This is a genomic window from Cyanobium sp. Maggiore-St4-Cus (genome assembly GCF_024345615.1).
Taxonomy (GTDB): Bacteria; Cyanobacteriota; Cyanobacteriia; order PCC-6307; family Cyanobiaceae; genus Cyanobium_A; species Cyanobium_A usitatum.
The window spans coordinates 18,356-39,021 of sequence record NZ_JAGQBL010000014.1 but is presented as its reverse complement, the minus strand read 5'-3'; the positions used below and the strand labels follow the sequence as shown (position 1 = coordinate 39,021).

Sequence of the window (20,666 nt, the reverse complement as noted above, 5' to 3'; positions counted from 1 at the left end):
TGATCAACCAGGCCATTTGCATCCCGTGACCGAACACGCCAACGGCGGCAGCTTTGCTTGCTCCGTCGACATTGACGCGCCCGCCCAAACAACTGAAAACAACACATCCGAAAGCAACGCAGCTGAGATCAAGACAGAAGCAACCACTGCCTCGGGCTTTGCCCGCTTCGGCTTTGCCCCAGAACTGCTGAAGGCCCTTGAAGCCATCGGCTATCAGGAGCCCTCGCCAATTCAGAAGGCCGCCATTCCCGAGCTGATGCTCGGCCGCGACCTGGTGGGACAGGCCCAGACAGGCACCGGCAAAACCGCTGCCTTCGCCCTGCCAATGCTGGCGGCCCTCGATCCCGAGCAGCGCAAGCCCCAGGTGCTGGTGCTCGCTCCTACCAGGGAGTTAGCGCTGCAGGTAGCAGATGCCTTTAACAGCTATGCCAGCCACCTTCCCGGTGTACGCACCCTGGCGATCTACGGCGGCGCTGATTTCCGCGACCAGATCCATCAGCTCAAGCGCGGCGTACAGATCGTGGTGGGCACCCCCGGCCGGGTGATGGACCACATGCGTCAAGGCACCCTCGATCTCTCCAGTCTTCGCGCCCTGGTGCTGGACGAAGCCGATGAAATGCTGCGCATGGGCTTCATCGACGACGTCGAATGGGTGCTAGAACAACTACCTGAGCAGCGTCAAGTTGTGCTGTTCTCTGCCACCATGCCGGCGGAAATCCGGCGCATATCGCAGAAATATCTCAACGCTCCAGCTGAGATCACCATCAAGCAAAAGGCCGCCGATGCCACCCGCATTCGTCAGCGTTTCTTGATGGTGCATGCGCCCCACAAGCAAGCCGCCCTGGAGCGGGTACTGGAGGCAGAGACCAGTGAGGGTGTGATCATTTTTGCCCGTACCAAGGCGATCACGCTCACCGTGGCCGAATCGCTTGAACAGCACGGTTACGACGTTGCCGTGCTCAACGGCGACGTGCCCCAAGCCCAGCGAGAGCGCACCATCGAGCGGCTTAAGAGCGGCCAGGTGGACGTACTGGTGGCCACCGATGTGGCTGCCCGCGGGCTCGATGTAGATCGAATCAGCCTGGTGATCAACTACGACATCCCCTTCGATTCGGAGGCCTATGTCCACCGCATTGGCCGCACCGGTCGAGCTGGCCGCAGCGGCGACGCCATCCTGTTCCTGACCCCGAGGGAGCGCCGTTTCCTAGGCGGCATGGAGCGGGCCGTGGGCAAGCCGATCGAAGAGATGGAGGTGCCAAGCAACGCCACCATCAATCAAAACCGGCTCGACCGGATGCGCACCAAGCTCACCAACTGCTTACAAACCCCAGCCAGCAGCGAGCAGGAACGGGCGCTACTCAGCGAAATCCTGCAACGGGTAGGCCAGGAGCAGGGCTCCAGTCCTGAGCAGCTAGCCCTGGCGGCCCTAGAGCTGAGCCTGGTGGGCAAACCCCTGCTTTTGCAGGGCGAAGAGAACTTCCAACAAGTGCGTCAGAACGGTCCTGGCCGCGATGGCGGTAGGGATGGAGGCAGGGATGGCGGTCGCGACTTCGGCCGGGACCGGGGAAGGGGCCGGGAAATGGGTCGGGAGATTGGCCGTGATGTAGGCAGGGGAGCTCCCAGGGGTGAACGCCCCGTGGGTCCGCCAGAGGACAACATGGAGCGCTTCCGGGTGGAACTGGGCTGGCGCGACCGCATCAAGCCCGGCAACATCGTGGGAGCCATTGCCAATGAGGCCGGTCTGAACGGGCGAGCCATCGGCCGTATCCAGATTTTCGACACCCACAGCACCGTGGACCTACCCAAGGGCATGCCCGAGGATGTCTTCCAGGGTCTGCGCCAACTTCGGGTGATGAACAAACCCCTGCAGCTTTCCAGGTTCCAGGGGTGAACTCCTCGGGCTTCCGCCCTTTTGCTCCATGAACCCCAGCCCCCCGCGCCCGGTCCTAATAGGACTGCTTTGCCTGGGGCTGGTGTCCCTGGTTCCCGCCAGCCGCTCTATCAGCGTTGCCGAGGTAGTGAAAGCCTTCTGCCTGTCGGCTTACCAGGCGGACCTGCAAAGGGAGGGCAAAGTTGCACCCGCTGCCCAACTCGACCGCACCTGCGCCTGCGTTGGTGCGCGAGTTGCAAAGGGCAGCGACGTGGAGGAAGCCCATGACGCCTGCGGGCGGACCCTGGACCAGCGCTCCGTGAGCAAGCCCAGCACCTAGCTCCGGGCGATGATCCGCCAGGCCAAAGCGCTTCAGGCGCAAAGACTGGTCACGCCTCCCACACTCAGGCTGGTCAAATCAGTAATCGACAACCGCTCCACGGCTGCGATCAACGTCGATTGAACCTCTGCACTTTCGCAAGCAACCAGGCTCTGCAGCAGGTCAAAACGATCCTGGGTGGCAAGTTCGCCATCCTCACGCCAGGCGAGGCTCCAAGGCACAGGTGCTGTGATCATGGGTCCGCGTTGATCAGAGTTTGCTGACATTGGGACGACATCCGGGATCACCGGTTGAACCTCAGAGTCTCTTCAGAACCTCTTTACGGTTCTCCATGAAACGCCCCGCCAGTGCTAGTTGGGGGCCAGGCCACCCGGTATCATTTGCCGTGATTCAAAGGGTACGGCCCCTCTTTTGGCACCCTAGTTCCCACTAGGACCACTAAGAACCGCAGCTTCGACCGAATCAGTTCCAGGATTTGCTCCATTAATGACTATCTACGTTGGCAATCTTTCGTTCCAAGCTGAACGCGAGGACTTGCTTGATCTCTTCGGCCAATACGGAGAGGTGCGCCAGTGCAGCCTGCCCCTAGACCGAGAAACCGGTCGCAAACGCGGTTTCGCTTTTGTCGAATTAGCCGACGATGCGGCCGAACAAAAGGCTATTGACGACCTTCAGGACGTCGAATGGATGGGGCGCATGATTCGTGTCAACAAAGCCACTCCCCGTGAAGGTGGTGGCGGTGGTGGTGGTGGTGGTGGTCGTGGTGGCGGCGGCCGTGGGGGCTACGGCGGTGGCGGTGGCAATCGTGGTGGCGGTGGATATGGCGGCGATGGTGGTGGTGGCGGTTATGGCGGTGGCGGCTATGACGGTGGCGGTGGCGGCGGTGGTGGCGGCAACCGCTGGTAAAGCCAAGCCCATCAGCCCGTACTGCAAGCCCTCTAGCTCCGCACTGAGCGACACCAACCCTGCCGCGGAAGCTCCACGGCAGGGTTATTTTTTGCAGAGCCTCTAGCGCTGAAAGCGGTTGAAGGCTCTGCTGTTATCCACGGTGTTTCCTGCAGGCCTGCGTCAACAGCTTCATAAACTCGTTCTAGCCTGGCCACTCTGGGCAGCGGCAAGCCCCCATTTGTGAAAGGTTCGCTTGGTGCAATAGCTTTCAGGGGATGAGAACCCCTCCGGCCAAGCGGCCCCGCAAGCGGAGCAAAGGCGGTGCCGTGCTCTTGGCGATCGGGGTCGGCCTTGGCGGAGGCCTGTTGCTGGCGGGGCCCCTCTCCGAACTGCTCAGCGACACCGCCTCAGGAGCAAATAACGCCATCACCAATCCGTTCGCGGCCTGGAGCGGCATCACCACCCAAGACATCCTGCTGCTCGGCACCGATGTGGGTGGTGGCAACACCGATGTGATCGCCAGCCTGCGGGTGGATGGGGGCATCACCCGGATCACCCAGGTACCTCGGGACACCTACATCGAGGCAGAAGGCTACGGACCCCACAAAATCAACGCCCTCTACAGCCTCGGGGGCACCGATCTGCTCAAACGGGAATTGGCCCGCAAGTTGGGTCGACCGATCACGCACCACCTAGTGGTGAACTTGTCTGCGATCCGGCGCATGGCCGACGCCCTCGGCGGCATCGAGGTGGACGTGCCGAAACGCATGGCCTACACCGACAACAGTCAGGGCCTGTACATCGACTTGCAACCCGGCCTGCAAAATCTCAAAGGCCAAGACCTAGAAGGCTTCCTGCGCTTTCGCCACGATGAGATGGGCGACATCGGCCGACTGGAGCGCCAGCAAATAGCCCTACAGGCCCTGTTTCGCAAGCTCACCAGGCCAGAGCATCTGGTGCGCCTGCCAATCCTGCTGGCTGCAGCCGGTAAGGATCTGAAAACCGATCTGGGCCCCATGGAGCTGGGTGGCCTTATCACCGCCATGGGCACGACCCAGCTTGAAACCAAGCGACTGGGCGGACGGCCCTTCTATCGCGATGACATCAGCTATTGGGAGGCGGAGTGGCCCCAGCCGGTCCTGGATGGCTCCAACGAAGCTGAAGGCAGCGGCGATGGCCGCTATCGCTTCCTCTTCTGATCTGCTGCAGGATCAATGTCTGGTCGCGACTCGCCGTTGCTCCGCTGAGACAGGGTGATCAGGGCCAGAACCAGGGCCACCCCTGCAAGCAAGGGGGTGGAGGCCGCCACGGTCACCCCGAGGGCAGCCGTAAACCAGATCGAAGCCGCACTGGTCAGTCCGCGCACCTCAGGCAGGCCCCTCTTGTCAGCAGCAGGGGGCACCAGGATCTCGCCCGCCCCCAGGAAGCCAATTCCGGTGGCGACCCCCTGAATCACCCGGCTGCGGGCCTGGGGGTCGTCACCTGCCGCCAGGACCATCAGACAGGCACTGAGCCCCACGAGCACATGCACCCGCAGGCGGTTGGGATGGCTGGTATTGCCATGGTGGGCTCGATTGATGCCCACAGCCAAACCACACAGCACCGCCAGGCCTAGGCGCAGCAGGATCTGCAAATCAAGGGTGAAAGGCAATGATCCGGATCCAATCAACCCATCATCGATTGCACTGGACGAGAACGCCAGAATCACCGCAAGGCTGTGATCCCTGTCCCGCGTGCTGAGCCACCCCGCCCTGCGCGCCGCCCTCAAGATCGGTCTGGCCGCCGCCCTAGCCGGCGCCTGGGCAATCAGCTTCCGCGACGTGCGCTTCGTCTGGTATCCGCTGTTGGCGGTGGTGATGTGCATGGACGAGACCGACACCCGAGTCATGGCCGCGGCCCGGGGCAGGGTGCTGGGCACGATCGGCGCCGGCATCGTCAGTTTTCTGGTGCACACCCTCCTAAGTGGCTGGGTGGGGCTGACGGTGTCGTTGCTGGTGGTGGTGCCCCTGCTGCGGCTTATGCGCTGGCAGGCCGGCCTGGCCACCGGAATCGTGATGTGCTCGATGCTGTTTCTGGTGGCCGATTACGCCGAGCTCAACTGGATCTATGTGCTCAACCGCACGGCCGACACCCTGGTGGGAGTGGCGGCCACCCTGCTGGTGAATGCCCTGTTCTGGCCCATCAACAGACTCGCGGAGATGGGCCAACTGGACCAGCAGCTGCGGAGCGTGCTGGGCCAACGCCTGGAGGCGATCCGCCGCCAGCTCAAAGATCCAACAGCCGGCGACGGGCGAGCCAGCCAGCCGATCGTGGGCAGTCGCCTCTGCCAGCAACTCAACCAGCTGGTGAACGATGAGTTGCGCAGCAACCCAAGCGGCGCAGCCCAGCGGCAGCACTGGCGCCAGCGCAGCCTGCTCTGGGAGCGCATCAACCACCACAGCCTGCAGCTGCAGCGTCTTGGGCAGCTGTTACCACCGGGGGCCCTTGCCTCGTCCGCGACACCGTGGCTGGAGCGGCTGCCAGCACTGCTCGGCCCAAGCCCGGCACCAGAGGTGCTGGGTCTGCCGGAACGGAAACGCCTGCAGGACCTAGCCCAGGCGCAAGGTCTGCCTCCCTTGCTGTTGCTGGCCCTCGACGATGAGTTGCAACGGCTCACCCGCAGTGCCCAGAGCCTGGCCCTGGCCAGCCGAGGAGATGGGGTCCGGCCATGAAAGCTCCTCCTCTGATCACGCGAACCGACCTGCGGCTAGCCCTCACCGCCGGGCTCTCAGCTGGATTCGTGATCGTGCTGGGCCTCCCCGATGCGTTCTACGCCCCGTTGGCTGTGGGGGCGGCCCTGGGAGGCACCGTGGGCGCTACCCGCTTGCTTGGCACACAACGGGTGCTGGGCACCCTTCTTGGGGGAGTGATCGTGGCGATCGGGTTCAACACCATGGGCCAAGCCCTGCCCCTGCCCCTTGGGGTGGCGGTAGCCCTTGCCCTGACACGGATCTTCGGAGGATCCCTCGGCCTGCGTTCCGGTTACAAAGTGGCCGGGCTAGTCGTATCCATGGGCTGGACAGTTCACCACACCAATCTGGCCAGCTGGATTCCCACCCGCCTGGTGGTGACCCTGATCGGGGTGTTGGCCGCGTGGCTGGCGGTGAGCCAGATCTGGCCCAGCAGGGCCCTGGAGCAGCACCAGGAACACTCCCAGCGACTGTTCGGCGAGATCGCCACCCTGCTGCGAGAACGAGCCAGCCTGTTGCTGGAGGAGCGGGAACTGACGGCCAGCGCCCGTCTGCAGCGGCGCAACCAGCTGGTTAATGCCACCATCCAACTCCAGAACCAGCGCCAGGAGGCCAGCCAGGAGCTGGGACCTGACCGCATGGGAGAAAGGATGCAGCGCCTCTGGGACCTACAGGAGCAATGGCTCAGCGCCGTGATCAGCCATTACCGAACCATGCTGCGCCTGCCGGTGGTGCCGTTGACCAGTCCCGGCCTGAAAGCCCTGATGGAAGCGGAACACTCTCTCCTCCAAGACCTAGCTGACCAGCTCGATGGCTGGGCCCAGCACTGGCCCAGCGCCCCACCTCTGGGGGCCAATGCCGCCGCCGGTCCGGACCTGGAGCGGCTGGAGCAGGCTGAAACGTCAGCCTTCCAGGATCCGCTTGCCACAGCGATTTTGCTGGGCAGCAGCGGTGGACGCCGGGCGATCACATGCCACCAACTGGTCGAAGCGACCCGAGGCTTCGAGGCCGCTTGGGCTGCGGTGCCCTGAGCTGCCGTGCCCCGAGCTGCTGTGCGGGAAAGTGCACACCCCACCTAGGCAAGAGGACGTTCCATTCAGCAGACTGACCTACTTGAGGGGGCTAAACGGAACCACCGTGGCAATCCGCAACCGCGCCCTGACCCTGGTGCTGCTCGGCATCCTTCCGGCCCATGGGGCCCCGGCTGGCCTGGCAGCGTCGCTCCCAGCCCGCAAGTCCCCACCCCAGTCCACCGCGCTGATTGAGCGCAGCTGGCAGCGCCTGGATGCGGAGCTGCGGGCACTCGACCAGCTGCTCCCCACCGAGCCCGAGCCCCCGGTGGGCGACGTGCTCAGCACCCCGGAGCTGCCCGCCAACCTGATCCGGGCTAACCAACCCGCCGCCGGTCCGATCCAACCCGCCGACACGGTGGCCGGTCCGCCGCTGGATCTGCCCAACCCCCAACAGCTCCAGGCCGGCAGCGTCGCCAGCCTCAGCCTGGAGCAAGCCCTGGCCATCGCCTTCGCCAACAGCGCAACCCTGCAGGCCCAACGCGAGCAAGTGGCCGCCGCCTTGGCCAGCGTCCAGGCCGCCATGGGGACCTACTGGCCCACCATCAGCGCCTTTGCCAACGGTGGCTACGAGGGCAGCCGCAGCACCACCACCGCGAAAAAGCCGAACGACAACCTGGGCTTTGGCCCCCAGTTCTCACCCACAGGGCTGCTCGACTCAACTGGAAACCCCACCGCCGGCCCCTTCTATGTGCCCAACGGCGGTTCCGTGGCGGCCACCTCCGGGGAATGGGGCGTTGAGGGAGGCCTGCAGCTCAACTACGCCCTGCTCGACTTTGCGCGCACGCCCACGGTTCGGGCGGCACGCGCAGTCCTTGAACGGCAGCGCAACACCTACGCCAACCAGCTCCGCTCCCTGCAACTGCAGGTGAGTGAGGCCTACTACTCCCTGCAGCAAGAGGAGCAGCTGGTGCGCGTCTACGACGCCAACCTGCGCAACGACTTGGTAGTCCTGCAGGACACGCTCGACCTCAAGCAGGCGGGTCTGGTGCCCAGGCTCGATGTGCTGCGGCGCCGGGCCATCCAGGCCGCCGATGAAGAGACCCTGATCCAGGCCCTAGCCGACCGGGCGGTGGCGCGCCGCCAACTGGCGGTGCTGCTCAACCTGCCCGCCAGCGTGACTCCCAGCCCCAGCGACCAGATCGTGGTGCAGCCCCGCTGGCCCCTCGATCTGGAGGCCAGCCTGCTGGCGGCCTACCGGGGCAATCCGGAGCTGGAGGCGATCCTGGCCACTCGAACGACTCTGGTCCAGCAGAGCCAGGCCACCGCTGCGGGCCTGCTGCCACGGTTGTCGCTGTTTGCCAACGCCGGCGGCAGCGGCTCCCAAACCAGCCTGGGCGACTTCGAGCTAGGTGGAGGGGGCTGCTGCGGCTCCACCGCCCTGCCCCTGAGCACCACCAACGGTTGGGACTGGTCGGTGGGTTTGACCTTCACCTGGCTGCTGTTTGATGCCGGCACCACCGCAGGCCAGGCCCGTGCCCTGACCAAACAGGCCGCGGCCACCGCCCAGCAGTACGCCGCCAGTCGCAACGACATCCGCCTGCGGATCGAGCAGGCCTTCTTCAACCACGAAGCCAGCCTGGCCAAGCTGAGTTCAGCTCGCCGAGGCGTGGCGGCCGCCCTGGAGGCCTTCCGTGATGTGCGGCTGCGCTACTTAACCGGCCTCGACAGCGAGCTCAATCTCTCCAATACCCAAGACCGCCTGATCAACAGCCTGGTGCGGCGGATCAACGCCACGGTCAACGTGAACATCACCTACGCGAAGTTGCTGAAGGAGCTGCTGCCGATGCCCCGGGATCCCAACGCGCCGATCCAGCCGCAGCTGCAGATCAGCAGCCAACCCTGAGCAAGAAGAAATAATAATGGCCCTGGTGGACTCAGGCGCTTGGCCGCGACGACCACCAGCGCTCGACGCGATAAAGCAGCACCACCAGCAGCACCACCAGCCAGAACCACAGCTCCGGCGGGTTGGCGTTGAACAGGATCAGCAGCAGCACCACCTCGCTGACCAGCCAGGGGAACTCCTGCCGCAGCAGGGGGTTGCGGATCTGGAAACGGGGCTTGGCGTCCACGGGGCGAGTCACGAAACAGTGTTGGGCTGGCGCAAGAAAGGCAGGTTCCAGCGTTGATCGATCCAGGGAGTGCGGTAGCCACCGGTGAGCGAACGCAGGCCGGGGATCACGTAGCTGATCGGCGAGCGCCACTCCACGTAGGCATGGGTCGACACCGTGAGGCCCTCGCGGATTGGGAAGACGCCGCTCCCCCCCGAGAGGGTCCAGCGATAGTCATCGATGCTGGAGGGATCCCGTTCCAGCTCAATTTCGCTACGCATCACCGGGCCGTTCTTGGTGAGTTCCTGGGCCAGCTGGGCGTTGCCGGTGGTCGTGGCGATGTCGTCCTCGGTGGCGGGCAGGGTGAGCACCTGCGTCACCTTGCCCACGATGCCGCCAAAGCGGCCGCGCTGGTTCCACTGCGGCACCACCTCCACGGGCAGCCCCAGCGGCAGGCGGCGGGCATCGGCAGGCGCGAAGTAGGACACCACCCGCAGCGGGCGGTCTTTGGCGCTGGGTTGCTCAGGCCGACCGATCGTCCCAAGCCGCTGGCCGGTGCCCACGGTCTGGCCGGCGATCACCTGCAGATCCAGCACCGTGCCGTCCCGGTCGGCATGCACCTTGCCGTCGAAGCTGATCTTGGCCTCGGTCACCTGGATCTGGCGCTTGAGATCGTCGATCTGATAACGGCGCTGCAGGGCCTGGGTTTCGATGCTGAGCTTCACCTGCTGGTAGTTGGTCACCACGTTCTTCTCGTTGATCTTCACGTCATCGAGATTCACGCTGGTGCTGGTGAGCCCCTGCTCCGCCGACACCACCTCAGAAGACAGCGGAGCCACCACCTCGCGCTGGGCCAGCCAATCAAGGTTGCGCAGTTTGCTGGAGTAGGTCGACTGCAATTCGCCGTAGCGACGGCGATCGTCGGAAAACTTGGCCAGAGACGTATCCAGGGCCCGCTTCTCGGTGAGCAGACGCAGGGCATCGCGCTCGTCGAGCTGGGCGTTATGGCGCTCCAACTGACGCAGGTTGCCGCGCTGCTGGTCGAGCTGGCGCTCCAGCACGGGCAAATACAGCTGCATCAGCACCTGGCCGCGCGCCACCGGCTGCCCCTCCTTGACGAACAACTCCCGCACCTGGCCGCCGGCACGGGCGTTGAGGATGCCGGCGTTGTCGGGGTAGATCAACACGCCCATGCCTTCCACCTCGGTGGGCACTGGCCAGAACAGGGCCCACAGCACCAGCACACCGCCCACCCCCGCCAGGCTCACGCCCACCTGGTTGTGATCGCTCAGCCCTTGCCCGCGGGGCTTGGGCGCTGCTGCGGGGGGGCTGGCCTGAGTCATAGCGCCCAGCTTGCAGGATTAAAAGGCACCTGTCAGGCCCAGCTGCTGCAGGCGCCGCGTTGCCGCTTCCGCCTGCGCTCCCCCTGACACCAGGACCTGGGCCAGCAGGGGCGCCAACACCGGCACCTGGCTAAAGCCCGCACTAAAGCCCGTAAACAGCCACAACCCAGGCGCCCCTGCCAGCTGACCCACCAAAGGCAAGCCCTCACTACAAAAGGCCACGGCCGCCTGGCGCAGGCAACCAGGCAGCGCCGCCAGCGGCTCCCCCCAGGCTTGCACCGCCAGCTCTTGGCGCAGTTGCCCTTCCACCTCCAAAGGCGGCGGCGCTGGGCCCAGCTCCAGGCCTGGTCGCACCAGGGTGTGCTGGCCCAGCAGGGCCCCTTCTCCCCGGGGCACCAACCCGCCATCCACCAGCCACTCCGGCTCGCTCAGGCCAGCGGCGCGCCGCTCCAGGGCGACCCGCCCAAAGCTGAGCGGCAGCCAGGCCGCCGCCCGGCCCAGCGGCGCCGGGAAGGAGGCCAGCTGCAGCGCCGCCGCCCAGCTGCTGCGCAAGCGCTGGGGCAGGGCCGGCCAGAGCTGGCGGCAATGAGCGCCTGCCGCCAGCACCAGCTGGGCAGCCAGCAGGCTGGAGCCATCACTGAGGGTCAATTCCCAGCCTGCCCCAGCCTGCGGCTCCAAGCGCTCCACCCGGCCCCTTTTGCACGTCACCCCCGCCGCCGCCAGCGCCAGCGGCAGGCGCGCTGCCAACACTGCGGAATCCACCTGGGAGAAGGGCAGCGGCCACCAGGCACTAAGGGGACGCCAACCGGCGGCAGCCCCGTGCAAACGCAAGCGGCAGGGCCGCCAGCCCAAATCACCATGGCGTTCTTGCAGAAACCGCCAACGCTTAGAGGCTCCGGCCGCCAAGCGAGCTAAGGGGGTTGGAGCCAGGGGCCATCCCGGCAGAGCGCCATAGCTGAGCTCGGTAGCGGAGCAAAGCCCATTGCTGGCGGGGGCATCAACGACCGTCACCGACGCCCCCAGCTCCTGCAACGCCAAGGCCAGCAAACCACCAGCCACTCCAGCGCCAACGATCACCACATCGGCGGGGGCCGAAACCGTCACACCAGCAGGGTGAAGGAGGTGACGACCTGATGGAACATGTCCTTGACCTTGGCCCAACGAATCTCGTTGGTGCTGGCCGCAAACGTGTATAGCCGGCCGCGATCAAGCACCACGGTGGCCAACTCGTGGCGGTCCCGGTCTTCGAGGTGCACGGCGTATTCCAGGTCGTAGAAGGTGCGGGGACCTTCCTGCCGCTCAGACGCTTCCACCAGCTCAGCCTGGCGGCCACTGCCATCAGGGGCAATCACCGTACGGCGCAGCTGCTCGCCGACCGCCACGGCGCTGCCGAGCTTTTCCAAGTCGTTGGTGGGGTTCACCTCCGAGATCACCAGGCTGAGGGTTTCATCGCTGTTGATCAGGTCGTGGAACACCACCTGGGGGCCGCCACTCACCTGCACCCGCGTCCAACCGGTGGGATAGAGGAACGCATAGCGGCCATCGGGGCTCTGGAAACCATTGAGGCCGGCTGCCGCAGCACTGCAAGCAACCAGCAGCCCCGCCAGCACCAAGGCAACCAGACGCGACATAAAGGCGCGTAGGCCAGCCCGACTGCAAAAAACAGCCTGATTGCAAAAAACAGCCTGATTGCAAAAAACAGCCATGGCTCAAGGCGCGTTGCGTGGCGCCATTCTGCTGGGCAGCCGAGCCCCCAGGGGTCAGCATGGGCTCCTGATCTCCAGTCTCCCCATGCCACGCCAATCCACCTGGGTGGACCGGCAGCAGCGTCGTCACGACTCCCGCTTCTTCCGCCTGCTGGACGGCTCCTTTCTGTTCCGCCTGGCCCTATCTGGTTCAGCAGCCATGGCGCTGCTGCTGGTGGTGAACAGCTACGCCACCTGCCGCAACAACCGCTGGGCCCCGGGGTGCCTTTGGCGGGATGCGGAGGCCCTGATCAGCGTCGGCAATGTGGAATCGCTGAGCATCGTGACGGCCGCCTTCCTCTACGTGCTGGAGGCTCAAAAACGGCGCCAGCGCGACAACATCGAGGCCTACGAGCTGCTGATGAACTGCAATGCCTCCGGCGTCAAATGGCTGGTGGGGCGTATTTCTGCTCTAGAAATCCTTAACAGCGCCGGGCTACCAATCGACGGCCAGGAGCTAGCGGGCTTTGACCTACGCAATCTGCAGGCTGCCAACGGCCACTGGCACAACGTCAACCTGGAAGGGAGCGTGCTGCGCCGAGCCAACCTGGCCGGCACCGATCTGAGCGGATCCAACCTGCGCGGCGCTGATCTGCGCGATGCCGACTTGCGTGGCGCGATCCTTGTAGGTGCCGATCTTGAGGGAGCCCTGCTGGACGGTGCCCTGCTGGAAGGGGCCCAACTTGATGGGGCAGAACTTGATGGAGCACAACTTGATAGGGCCAGCCTCGATAGCGGTGCCCCCAATCCCAGCTGATCGAGCTGGCTGCCTAAGTTCTGAGCAATTGCGGCGGACTGCTGAGCGGCTTTACCCGCCCCCTGGCCAGGCTGATCGACCAGTTCGAGCGCTTACCTGGAATTGGCCCCCGCACGGCCCAGCGGCTTGCTCTGCACCTTTTGCGCCAGCCTGAGGAGCAGGTTCGCAACTTCGCCGACGCCCTGCTAGCAGCCCGCAGCCAGGTGGGCCAGTGCAAGTGCTGCTTCCATCTCTCGGCCGAGCCGATCTGTGAGATCTGCCGCAACGAAGAGCGCGGCAACGGCCAGCTTTGTGTTGTGGCCGATTCCCGCGACCTGCTGGCGATGGAGCGCACCCGGGAGTTCAAGGGGCACTACCACGTGCTCTGCGGCTTGATCTCACCAATGGATGGCATCGGTCCCGAGCTGCTGCAGATCCAGCCCCTGGTGAACCGGGTCGACAAGGAATCCATCACTGAGGTGATCCTGGCCCTGACACCAAGTGTCGAAGGGGACACCACCAGTCTCTATTTGGCCCGGCTGCTCAAACCATTCACCACCGTGAGCCGCATTGCCTACGGCTTGCCCGTCGGCAGCGAGTTGGAATACGCCGACGAGGTAACCCTGGCCCGGGCCTTTGAAGGCCGGCGCCAGGTGGAGTAAGCACAAGGGTGGCCCTGCCATGACCAGCACGACCCGCTACAGCAGCATCGCCCCAGCCGAACGGCTGCCCGAGTGGCTGCGGCGTCCGGTGGGCAATGCCTCAGCCCTGGAAAACGTGCAGGCATTGGTGAAACAGCAGAGGCTGCACACCATCTGCGAGGAGGGCCGCTGCCCCAACCGAGCCGAGTGCTACGCCGCTGGCACCGCCACCTTCCTCCTGGGGGGCTCTATTTGCACCCGCAGCTGCGCCTTCTGCCAGGTGGAGAAGGGCCAGGCACCCAAGCCCCTAGATGCAGGCGAGGCCGAGCGGGTGGCCGAGGCAGTTGCCGCGCTGCAGCTCTCCTATGTGGTGCTCACGGCCGTGGCCCGCGACGACCTGGCCGACCACGGCGCCCACCTATTCACCACCGCCATGGCGGCGATCCGCCAGCGAACACCCGGAGTGGGCATTGAAGTGCTCACCCCCGACTTCTGGGGCGGCCATCGCGACGAACAGGAGGGGTTGGCGGCCCAACGGCAACGGCTGGCCGCAGTGCTGGCGGCGCAGCCCGCTTGCTTTAACCACAACCTCGAAACCGTGGAGCGCCTTCAGGGGGAGGTGCGCCGGGGCGCCACCTACCGCCGCTCCCTGGTCTTGTTGGCCGCTGCCCGCGAACTGGCGCCCGCCATCCCCACCAAGAGTGGGCTGATGCTGGGGCTGGGCGAAACCGAAGCTGAGGTGCTGCAGACGATGGGCGACCTGCGATCAGTCGATTGCCAGCGCCTAACCCTTGGGCAATACCTGCGCCCATCCCTTGCCCACATTCCGGTTGCTCGCTACTGGACTCCGGCGGAATTCGAACGGCTGGGAGCCATAGCCCGAGAGCTGGGGTTTGAGCAGGTGCGCAGCGGGCCACTGGTGCGTAGCAGTTATCACGCAGCCTCTCAACCGACCAGCAATCGATAGGCAGCATCAAGGCGATGGAAGGCCGTCACCTCTCCACCTAGATCGGGGTGGTGATTTTTAGCCAGTCGCCGGTAAGCCCGCCGGATCTCGGCAGGGCTGGCACCGGGCGCCAAGCCCAGTAGTGCTAAGGCTTGCTGGCGAGGATCAGCTGCGCTGGCGGTTGTGCCAGAGCTGCCTGGGCTGCGTCGCAGCAACTCCTCCACGACCCGCATTGGGGCCTCCTCCAGCCACTCCGGAGCGCGCGGACCATAGAGCGCAAAGGCCGCCCGCACAGCCCAACGCCAGCGGCAGTGAGGTCCCCGCAAGGCCTCAACCAGCTCAGAGCCCAGGCCGGGGCAGCGGCGGTTTAGCTCCTGTTCCAGCTCGAGTCGCGGATCCCACCACTGGCTGCGCAACTCCTCCACCAAACCCCGCAAGCCAGCGGGCGGCCCCAGGCGCAGCTCCTGCCAGCGGGGATGGGATGCCATGGCAGCTCCCCAGCGCTCCAACCGCGCCGCGGTGATCCCGTGGGAAGCGGCGGAGGTGACACGGCTGCGGGCCCGATTGGGTGACCAGGCTTGCTGCTGCGACCAGGAGTGCTGGTGCGTCCAGGCTTGCTGGTCCAACTGCTGCCTCAGAGCCCGCACCTCCCGGCGCAGGCTCTCGTTTTCGGCCAGCAGCTCCTCCAGATTGGCCGTAACCGGAGAGGAGGTGGCAGAGGGGCGCCAGTGGCGGGGATCAAAACCCATTCACCCCCCCTACCTCAACCCAGGCTGCCATTGTTGCGGAGCACGGAGATGCCAGCAGCGGCATACTTGCCCCAACGCCACTCCAAGCCAGTGGCAAGCCACATCCGGAGCCTGTAAGCGTTTGAGCGGCGCGGCACGATCCCCCAAGCGCCTGCTGGCACCCCTACTGCTGATAGCAACTAATTGGCTGCTGCCGTATTCAGTTTTGGCCGAGCCGGCGCCAACAGCCAGCTGGCTCGACCTCGACTTCAACCTGCAGGCCCAGCCCCTGGCCAACCCCAGCGGTGGCGAGCGTCAAGGCGCCAGCTGGATGCAGCAACTCACCTTGGGGGCAACATTCAGCAGCGGGCTGGCCAAGGAGCCGCAGCAGTGGCAAGAAGCCGACCACTGGCGCACCAACCTGCAGCTGATGCTGTTCAGCGGTGATGCCAACTACGCAAAGAGCCTCGGCGCCGCCTTCCCCCTGCAGAGCACGGCCCACCCCACTGGCCTCTGGCTCACCGAAGCCAGCGTGGAGCGCCAGCCAGGCCAGGGAGGCATCGGCATCAAGGCCGGGGTGTTCTCGCTCAATCCGGGGTTCGTCAGTGCACCGGTGCTTGATGCCTACGTGCACTCAGCCCTCAACGACACCCTCAACCTCAGTGTTGACGGGCTGCCAATCAACCCCTACACCGCCCCTGGCCTGCAGCTGAGTTGGCGACCGGAGCCTGCCGGCCGCTGGGGCGAATGGCACTACGGCGCCTTTCTGCTGGATCCCGAATACAGCCTGGCTTCCCTATTCGGCGTCAACCCCGACCAGCAGCGCCTCAACGGCCACCTCCAGATAGTGCAGTGGCGCTATGAACGCTTACCGGGAGCGGCGGCGATGCAAAAGCCAATCCGCGCCGGCGACCAGCAAATCACCCGCCAGCTGCCGCCGCCCCTGCTACAGATCGCCAGCGGCTACGTCGACAACCGCAGCACAGGCAACCTGGATGGCGCCGCCATGGCCACCCTCACCATGGCGGCGCCGCTACCGCTGGGGCTCGACAACCGCATCTGGCTGGGTGTAAACGCCGGCTTTGAGTGGGACACCAACCCCATACCGCTTTTTCTCGGTGGGGGCTGGCTCAGTCAGGGGCTAGTGCCAGGCCGCCCCCTCGATGTGCTGGCCCTAGGTATCGGCAGCAGCCGCTTCAGCCCCAGCCTCTCGCCTGGCCAAGACAGTGAAACCGTGCTCGAACTCAACTACAGCTGGCTGGTAAACGCCAACCTCAGCCTTCAGCCGGTGCTGCAGCTGATCCTCAACCCCGATGGCAGCAACGCCAAGCCGATGCCGGCTTGGAAGTTGATCAACCCAGCCCCAGCCGCCGTCCACTGCGGCGCAACACCTCAGTGCAATCGGCCCGCATCAAAAGACCGGCGCCGCCCCAGATCAGCCGGGGGGCAAAATCGGCAACTCCGGCACCGAGCTCGCGCAGGGGGCTGAAGCCCAGCTGGCGGAAGTAGCGCACCAGGCGGCGGTGCTGGGCCTCGCTGTCGCGGATGGCCAGGATCGTGGCCTGGCGGCAGGGGGTTGCCTCCAGGGCCCAGGCAAAGGTGGCCGCCCAGATCAAGGGTCCTACGGCGGCCGTGTCCTCCCCCTGCACCCGCATCGTGTCGAGCCGCAGGCCAGCGGCCGCAGGCAGGGCCCAGCCTTTGATCTCACCAAGCAGCACCAGCCTCTCCCCATCCCTGCGCGCCACCCCCAGCCGCAGGCTCCAGGCCAACCCAGCTGGCCGGCCCACCTGCAGGCGCAGCAGAAGGCCCCGCGTGCGGGCCTCCTGCTCCAGCTGCTCCAGGCTGGGATTGGGGCAGGTAGGTGCCCCGGGGGAAGAGCTGGACATCCACAACCGCCACGGCATGGGCCAGTCTCAACCTCTGCCCAACGGCCCTCTGCGGCGGGAGGCGGCTAATGTGGTCGCAAATGTAGCGCCAATCGTGTCAGAAGTAGTCGCAAGTCAGGTTTCGGTGCGAGATCTCAAGACCCATCTCTCCGAATGGCTGGCCCGCGCTCAATCTGGCGAGGTGGTGGAAGTCACCTCCCATCGCAAGCCCATCGCTCGCATCACAGCTCTGAACCCAGCTGCTTCAGCCTCAACCAATCCGCTACAGAAGGCGATTGATGCCGGCGTGATCAGCTGGAATGGCAAGAATCCTGCGATTCCACCACCCGTAAAGCTGAACGATGGCGGCCCACTGATGAGTGACATCGTGATCGAGGATCGTGGTTAGTCACTGTGATCCTTTTTTGTGATACCTCTGCCCTTCTCAAGCTCTTCATCGACGAGCAGGGCAGCGACAGCATGATCAAGGCAAGCTCTTCATCATAAGGAATCGCGGTCTGCAGGATCACTTGGGCTGAGTCGATGGCTGCCTTTGCCCAGCGCACTCGCTTCAAGGGTGCTAGTCAGTCTGGATTGGCCCAGGCTCGATCCATGTTTGAGCGGGCTTGGCCTGACTTTGTGATCGCTGATGTCAACCAGCCGCTGGTTGAAAAAGCCGGAATGTATGCGGAAGCATTTGGCCTGCGCGGATACGACAGCGTGCAACTAGCTGCAGCCCACAACCTGCACCAGCAGCTGGACCTTCCCATGACCTTCGCCTGTTTCGACCGTCGCCTCAACCAAGCGGCCCAGCTCCTTGAGCTGGAGGTGCTCCAGTGACGCAAGCGCCCACACCCCTTGAGGGGCCCACGGTGGGCATTTAGGCCCCCTGGAGTCGCCCAAAGTCACCGCCGCCACGGCTCCGCAAGCCGCACCGCCTCCAGGGGCAAGGGCCCATAAAGGTGGGGAAAGGGCTTCCCCCCGTCGGCTAGCTCGAAACGCACCTCCAAACCGGCGGCGGCCAGGCGCTGGGGATCAATCGTCAGCAGCAGCACCGCCCCTGCGGGCAGATCGGCGTAGAAGCGGCTAGCGGTGGCCGGCACCTGGTGCGCTGAGCTGAGGTGAATGAAGCCCACCGATTCCAAAGCCAAGCCACGGGTGGAGCGGCGATACACCCCATCGGCCCGGGCCGCCTGCCACTCCGGCCGCAGCGCCAGGTGATAAAGCAAGCCAGGTGAGCGCCAAGGGGCTCGCGCCGCCCAGGGAACCTCCTGCACCGCCGCCAGCTCCGCAGAAGCCAAAAACCGACCCAGCCAGGCCTGGAGCGCCGCCAACTGCGGCTCGGCGTCAAAGCCCGCCGGATCTACCAGGCGAAACTGGCGCACGAATGGCAGCAGGGCCCAGTCGGCCAGGGAAGGGCGATCGCCGAGCAGCCAGCCTCCGGCCCCCAGTTGCTCGTTCCAGCGGCGCAGGATCGTGAGGCCAGCAAGCCGGTTGGTGCTGGCTGGCTCCCCTTGGTAGCGATCGGGGTATTTGAAGCGATCGAGGTGATGCTTAAAGGGGCCGTCGTTGGTGGCAATCAGTGCCTCCATATCGGCCAGCTGGGCTGGGCTCCAGCCCGCCAACCAGCCGAGGGGGTCGCGGCGCTCCAGGGCCCAGCGCATGATTGCCAGGCTTTCATCCAGCACCTGAACCCCCAGCACCTGAGCCCCCAGCACCAACACCGGCACCGTGCCCTTGGCGGAGGCCTCCAGCAACTCGGGGGGCTTGGCCTTGAGGCTCACCTCGCGCAACTCCAGATCCTGGCCAGATTGCAGGCCAGCGGCAGCCAAGGCCAGCCGCGCCCGGATCGCGTAGGGGCAGCGGCGAAAGCTGTACAAAATTGGCTGGTAATCAGCCAACGGGGCGCCCACCAAGGTGGTGCTCACCCCGCTGGCGGGCTCGCTCCATCTGGCGCTGACGCTCGGCGAAACGCTGCCGATCAGCGTCGCTGAAGCGCTCGAGGCAGTGGCGGCAGCTCACCCCGGCCACGTAGCTGGCCAGCTCACGATCGGCAGGCGAAAGCGGCAGGCCGCAGGCATGGCAAACGCTGTGCTCACCGGGCTCGAGCCGGTGGTTGACGGCTACTCGCTTATCAAACACGAAACACTCGCCGCGCCAGCTGCTTAGCGGCTCGGGGATCTCCTCGAGGTAGCGCAAGATTCCCCCCTCAAGGTGGTGCACCCCGGCAAAACCCTGCTGCTGCAGGTAGGCCGTGGCCTTCTCACAGCGGATGCCACCGGTGCAGAACATCGCAATCGCCCGGGGCTGGCGCTGCTCCACCAGCGGCCTGAGCTCCCGCTCCACCCACTGGGGAAACTCGCGAAAAGTTGCGGTGCCCGGATCAATCGCACCCTCAAAGCTGCCGATCGCCACCTCGTAGGCGTTGCGGGTATCGATCACCAGGGTGTCGGGGTCGGCGATCAGGGCATCCCACTGCCCAGGGGGGACGTGGGTACCCACCGCTGAGGCCAGATAGGGACTCACCTGGGGCTCACCCATGGTCACGATCTCGCGCTTGAGGCGCACTTTGAGCCGGTGGAAAGCCTGAATCTCCGAGCGGCTGAACTTGGCTTCCAACCGCTCCAGGCCTGCCACCTGCCGCAGCCGAGCCAGCAGCGCCTGCACGCCAGCATCTGCTCCGGCAATCGTGCCATTTACCCCCTCAGCCGCCAGCAGGATCGTGCCGCTCACCCCCTCGGCTGCTGCCAGGTCGCCCAGCTCACGCTGCAGGTCTGGCAGGCCCTCAAGGGCGGCGAAGCGATAAAACGCCGCCACCAGCACACTCATCCGCCCACCTGCACGCCGGCGGCGGCCAGGAGCTCCCGATCGGCATCGACGGCTGGATTGGAGGTGGTGAGCAGGGTGTCGCCATAAAAAATTGAATCGGCCCCAGCGAGCAGGCAAAGAATCTGGGCTTCCCGACCCAGCTGCTCGCGGCCGGCACTGAGCCGCACCCGCGCCTGGGGCATCAAGATCCTGGCCGTGGCCACCATCCGCACCAGCTCTAGGGGGTCGACCGGCGGCAGATCTTCTAAGGGGGTGCCCTCCACCGCCACCAGGGCATTGATCGGCACACTCTCCGGGTGGGGATCCAGGTTGGCAAGCACCTGCAGCAGCCCGGCCCGGTCGGCGTCGGTTTCGCCCATGCCGATGATGCCGCCACAACAGAGGGTGATGCCGGAGCGCCGCACCCGGGCCAGGGTCTCCAGCCGCTCCTGGTAAGTGCGGGTGGTGATGATCCGGTCGTAGTGCTCGGGGCTGGTGTCGAGGTTGTGGTTGTAGGCGGTGAGACCGGCCTCAGCTAGGCGCTCGGCCTGGGAATCGCTCAGCATGCCGGCGGTCACACAGGCCTCCAGGCCCAGCTCGCGCACGCCGCGCACCATCTGCAGCATTGCCTCAAAGGGAGCGCCGTCGCGGATTTCACGCCAGGCCCAGCCCATGCAGAAGCGATGGGCCCCGGCTTGCTTGGCGGCCCGGGCCCGCTCCAGCACCGGCTCCACCTCCAGCTCCGGCCGGCCCGCCACATCGCTGCTGTTGTGCAGCGACTGGGGGCAGTAGGCGCAGTCCTCTTCGCAGCCGCCGGTCTTGACGCTGAGTAGAGAAGCCAGCTGCACGTGGTATCCGGGGTTGGCGGCGCGGTGCACCTGCTGGGCCTGCCAAAGCAACTCCATC

General features: G+C 65.5%; 23 protein-coding genes and 1 pseudogene. 13 read left to right on the top strand and 11 right to left on the bottom strand.

The window, feature by feature from the left end; translation table 11 throughout:
* Positions 1 to 25 precede the first annotated feature (25 nt).
* Positions 26 to 1,891, top strand: coding sequence for a DEAD/DEAH box helicase (locus KBY99_RS12510; RefSeq protein WP_254999387.1), 1,866 nt, complete (start codon positions 26 to 28; stop codon positions 1,889 to 1,891).
* 82 nt (positions 1,892 to 1,973) lie between these two features.
* Complete coding sequence (locus KBY99_RS12505; protein ID WP_254999386.1) at positions 1,974 to 2,210, top strand: hypothetical protein; 237 nt, start codon at positions 1,974 to 1,976, stop codon at positions 2,208 to 2,210.
* Positions 2,211 to 2,242: 32 nt separating this feature from the next.
* Here KBY99_RS12505 and KBY99_RS12500 read toward each other — a convergent pair whose 3' ends face one another.
* Complete coding sequence (locus KBY99_RS12500; protein WP_254941943.1) at positions 2,243 to 2,446, bottom strand: hypothetical protein; 204 nt, start codon at positions 2,444 to 2,446, stop codon at positions 2,243 to 2,245.
* 250 nt (positions 2,447 to 2,696) lie between these two features.
* Here KBY99_RS12500 and KBY99_RS14840 point away from each other — a divergent pair, with 250 nt between their 5' ends.
* Together KBY99_RS14840 and KBY99_RS12490 are read left to right on the top strand one after the other, a co-directional pair.
* On the top strand, positions 2,697 to 3,116 hold the full coding sequence (locus KBY99_RS14840; protein WP_261352661.1) for an RNA recognition motif domain-containing protein: 420 nt from the start codon (positions 2,697 to 2,699) through the stop codon (positions 3,114 to 3,116).
* A 257-nt stretch (positions 3,117 to 3,373) separates the two neighbouring features.
* Positions 3,374 to 4,297 (top strand): LCP family protein, encoded by a 924-nt coding sequence (locus tag KBY99_RS12490; RefSeq protein WP_254999385.1) that lies wholly within the window; start codon positions 3,374 to 3,376, stop codon positions 4,295 to 4,297.
* Here KBY99_RS12490 and KBY99_RS12485 read toward each other — a convergent pair.
* Positions 4,279 to 4,749 (bottom strand): MgtC/SapB family protein, encoded by a 471-nt coding sequence (locus KBY99_RS12485; protein ID WP_254999384.1) that lies wholly within the window; start codon positions 4,747 to 4,749, stop codon positions 4,279 to 4,281. The genes KBY99_RS12490 and KBY99_RS12485 overlap by 19 nt on opposite strands.
* Positions 4,750 to 4,831: 82 nt before the next feature.
* Here KBY99_RS12485 and KBY99_RS12480 point away from each other — a divergent pair, with 82 nt between their 5' ends.
* The 3 genes from KBY99_RS12480 (at position 4,832) to KBY99_RS12470 (ending at position 8,743) form a co-directional block, all read left to right on the top strand.
* On the top strand, positions 4,832 to 5,809 hold the full coding sequence (locus KBY99_RS12480; RefSeq protein WP_254999383.1) for an aromatic acid exporter family protein: 978 nt from the start codon (positions 4,832 to 4,834) through the stop codon (positions 5,807 to 5,809).
* Positions 5,806 to 6,858 carry an FUSC family protein gene (locus tag KBY99_RS12475; RefSeq protein ID WP_254999382.1) on the top strand — a complete coding sequence of 351 codons (1,053 nt, stop codon included), beginning with the start codon at positions 5,806 to 5,808 and terminating at the stop codon, positions 6,856 to 6,858. Before KBY99_RS12480 ends, KBY99_RS12475 begins: the two co-directional genes overlap by 4 nt.
* 106 nt (positions 6,859 to 6,964) lie before the next feature.
* Positions 6,965 to 8,743 carry a TolC family protein gene (locus KBY99_RS12470; RefSeq protein ID WP_254999380.1) on the top strand — a complete coding sequence of 593 codons (1,779 nt, stop codon included), beginning with the start codon at positions 6,965 to 6,967 and terminating at the stop codon, positions 8,741 to 8,743.
* Between the two features lie 31 nt (positions 8,744 to 8,774).
* On the opposite strand, the gene KBY99_RS12465 is transcribed toward KBY99_RS12470, so the two are convergent.
* Genes KBY99_RS12465 through psbP form a run of 4 tightly spaced genes read right to left on the bottom strand, consistent with a single transcriptional unit; the run spans position 8,775 to position 11,922 of the window.
* Positions 8,775 to 8,981 carry a hypothetical protein gene (locus KBY99_RS12465; protein ID WP_254999447.1) on the bottom strand — a complete coding sequence of 69 codons (207 nt, stop codon included), beginning with the start codon at positions 8,979 to 8,981 and terminating at the stop codon, positions 8,775 to 8,777.
* Positions 8,978 to 10,291, bottom strand: a complete 1,314-nt coding sequence (locus KBY99_RS12460) for an NHLP bacteriocin system secretion protein (protein ID WP_254999379.1) — start codon at positions 10,289 to 10,291, stop codon at positions 8,978 to 8,980. The genes KBY99_RS12465 and KBY99_RS12460 overlap by 4 nt, the downstream gene beginning before the upstream one ends.
* A gap of 18 nt (positions 10,292 to 10,309) precedes the next feature.
* Positions 10,310 to 11,395 carry an FAD-dependent oxidoreductase gene (locus KBY99_RS12455; RefSeq protein WP_254999378.1) on the bottom strand — a complete coding sequence of 362 codons (1,086 nt, stop codon included), beginning with the start codon at positions 11,393 to 11,395 and terminating at the stop codon, positions 10,310 to 10,312.
* Positions 11,392 to 11,922 (bottom strand): photosystem II reaction center PsbP, encoded by a 531-nt coding sequence (gene psbP / locus KBY99_RS12450; RefSeq protein ID WP_254999377.1) that lies wholly within the window; start codon positions 11,920 to 11,922, stop codon positions 11,392 to 11,394. Before psbP ends, KBY99_RS12455 begins: the two co-directional genes overlap by 4 nt.
* 160 nt (positions 11,923 to 12,082) lie before the next feature.
* Here psbP and KBY99_RS12445 point away from each other — a divergent pair, with 160 nt between their 5' ends.
* The 3 genes from KBY99_RS12445 (at position 12,083) to lipA (ending at position 14,380) form a co-directional block, all read left to right on the top strand.
* Complete coding sequence (locus tag KBY99_RS12445) at positions 12,083 to 12,793, top strand: pentapeptide repeat-containing protein (protein ID WP_254999376.1); 711 nt, start codon at positions 12,083 to 12,085, stop codon at positions 12,791 to 12,793.
* 62 nt (positions 12,794 to 12,855) lie between these two features.
* On the top strand, positions 12,856 to 13,434 hold the full coding sequence (gene recR / locus KBY99_RS12440; protein ID WP_106632752.1) for a recombination mediator RecR: 579 nt from the start codon (positions 12,856 to 12,858) through the stop codon (positions 13,432 to 13,434).
* A 19-nt stretch (positions 13,435 to 13,453) separates the two neighbouring features.
* A complete protein-coding gene (gene lipA, locus KBY99_RS12435; protein WP_254999375.1) occupies positions 13,454 to 14,380 on the top strand; it encodes a lipoyl synthase in 927 nt (308 codons plus the stop codon).
* Here the strand turns inward: lipA and KBY99_RS12430 are convergent.
* A complete protein-coding gene (locus KBY99_RS12430; RefSeq protein WP_254999372.1) occupies positions 14,359 to 15,108 on the bottom strand; it encodes a J domain-containing protein in 750 nt (249 codons plus the stop codon). The genes lipA and KBY99_RS12430 overlap by 22 nt on opposite strands.
* 310 nt (positions 15,109 to 15,418) lie before the next feature.
* Here KBY99_RS12430 and KBY99_RS12425 point away from each other — a divergent pair.
* Positions 15,419 to 16,399: pseudogene (locus tag KBY99_RS12425) on the top strand (carbohydrate porin); the annotation flags it as partial.
* A 40-nt stretch (positions 16,400 to 16,439) separates the two neighbouring features.
* On the opposite strand, the gene KBY99_RS12420 reads toward KBY99_RS12425, so the two are convergent.
* Positions 16,440 to 16,973 carry a hypothetical protein gene (locus tag KBY99_RS12420; RefSeq protein WP_254999371.1) on the bottom strand — a complete coding sequence of 178 codons (534 nt, stop codon included), beginning with the start codon at positions 16,971 to 16,973 and terminating at the stop codon, positions 16,440 to 16,442.
* A gap of 94 nt (positions 16,974 to 17,067) precedes the next feature.
* Between KBY99_RS12420 and KBY99_RS12415 the strand changes: the two genes are divergently transcribed.
* Positions 17,068 to 17,361: a type II toxin-antitoxin system Phd/YefM family antitoxin gene (locus KBY99_RS12415; protein WP_254999370.1), complete on the top strand. Its 294-nt coding sequence runs from the start codon at positions 17,068 to 17,070 to the stop codon at positions 17,359 to 17,361.
* 134 nt (positions 17,362 to 17,495) lie between these two features.
* Entirely contained in the window at positions 17,496 to 17,792 is a 297-nt protein-coding gene (locus KBY99_RS12410) for a type II toxin-antitoxin system VapC family toxin (protein ID WP_254999369.1), read from the top strand.
* Between the two features lie 65 nt (positions 17,793 to 17,857).
* On the opposite strand, the gene KBY99_RS12405 is transcribed toward KBY99_RS12410, so the two are convergent.
* The 3 genes from KBY99_RS12405 to bioB are packed head-to-tail and all read right to left on the bottom strand — an operon-like array spanning position 17,858 to position 20,665.
* Entirely contained in the window at positions 17,858 to 18,880 is a 1,023-nt protein-coding gene (locus KBY99_RS12405; protein WP_254999368.1) for a DUF952 domain-containing protein, read from the bottom strand.
* Positions 18,846 to 19,781, bottom strand: coding sequence for a rhodanese-related sulfurtransferase (locus KBY99_RS12400; protein WP_254999367.1), 936 nt, complete (start codon positions 19,779 to 19,781; stop codon positions 18,846 to 18,848). The genes KBY99_RS12405 and KBY99_RS12400 overlap by 35 nt, the downstream gene beginning before the upstream one ends.
* Positions 19,778 to 20,665, bottom strand: a complete 888-nt coding sequence (bioB, locus tag KBY99_RS12395; protein ID WP_396112063.1) for a biotin synthase BioB — start codon at positions 20,663 to 20,665, stop codon at positions 19,778 to 19,780. The genes KBY99_RS12400 and bioB overlap by 4 nt, the downstream gene beginning before the upstream one ends.
* Position 20,666: the final 1 nt, after the last annotated feature.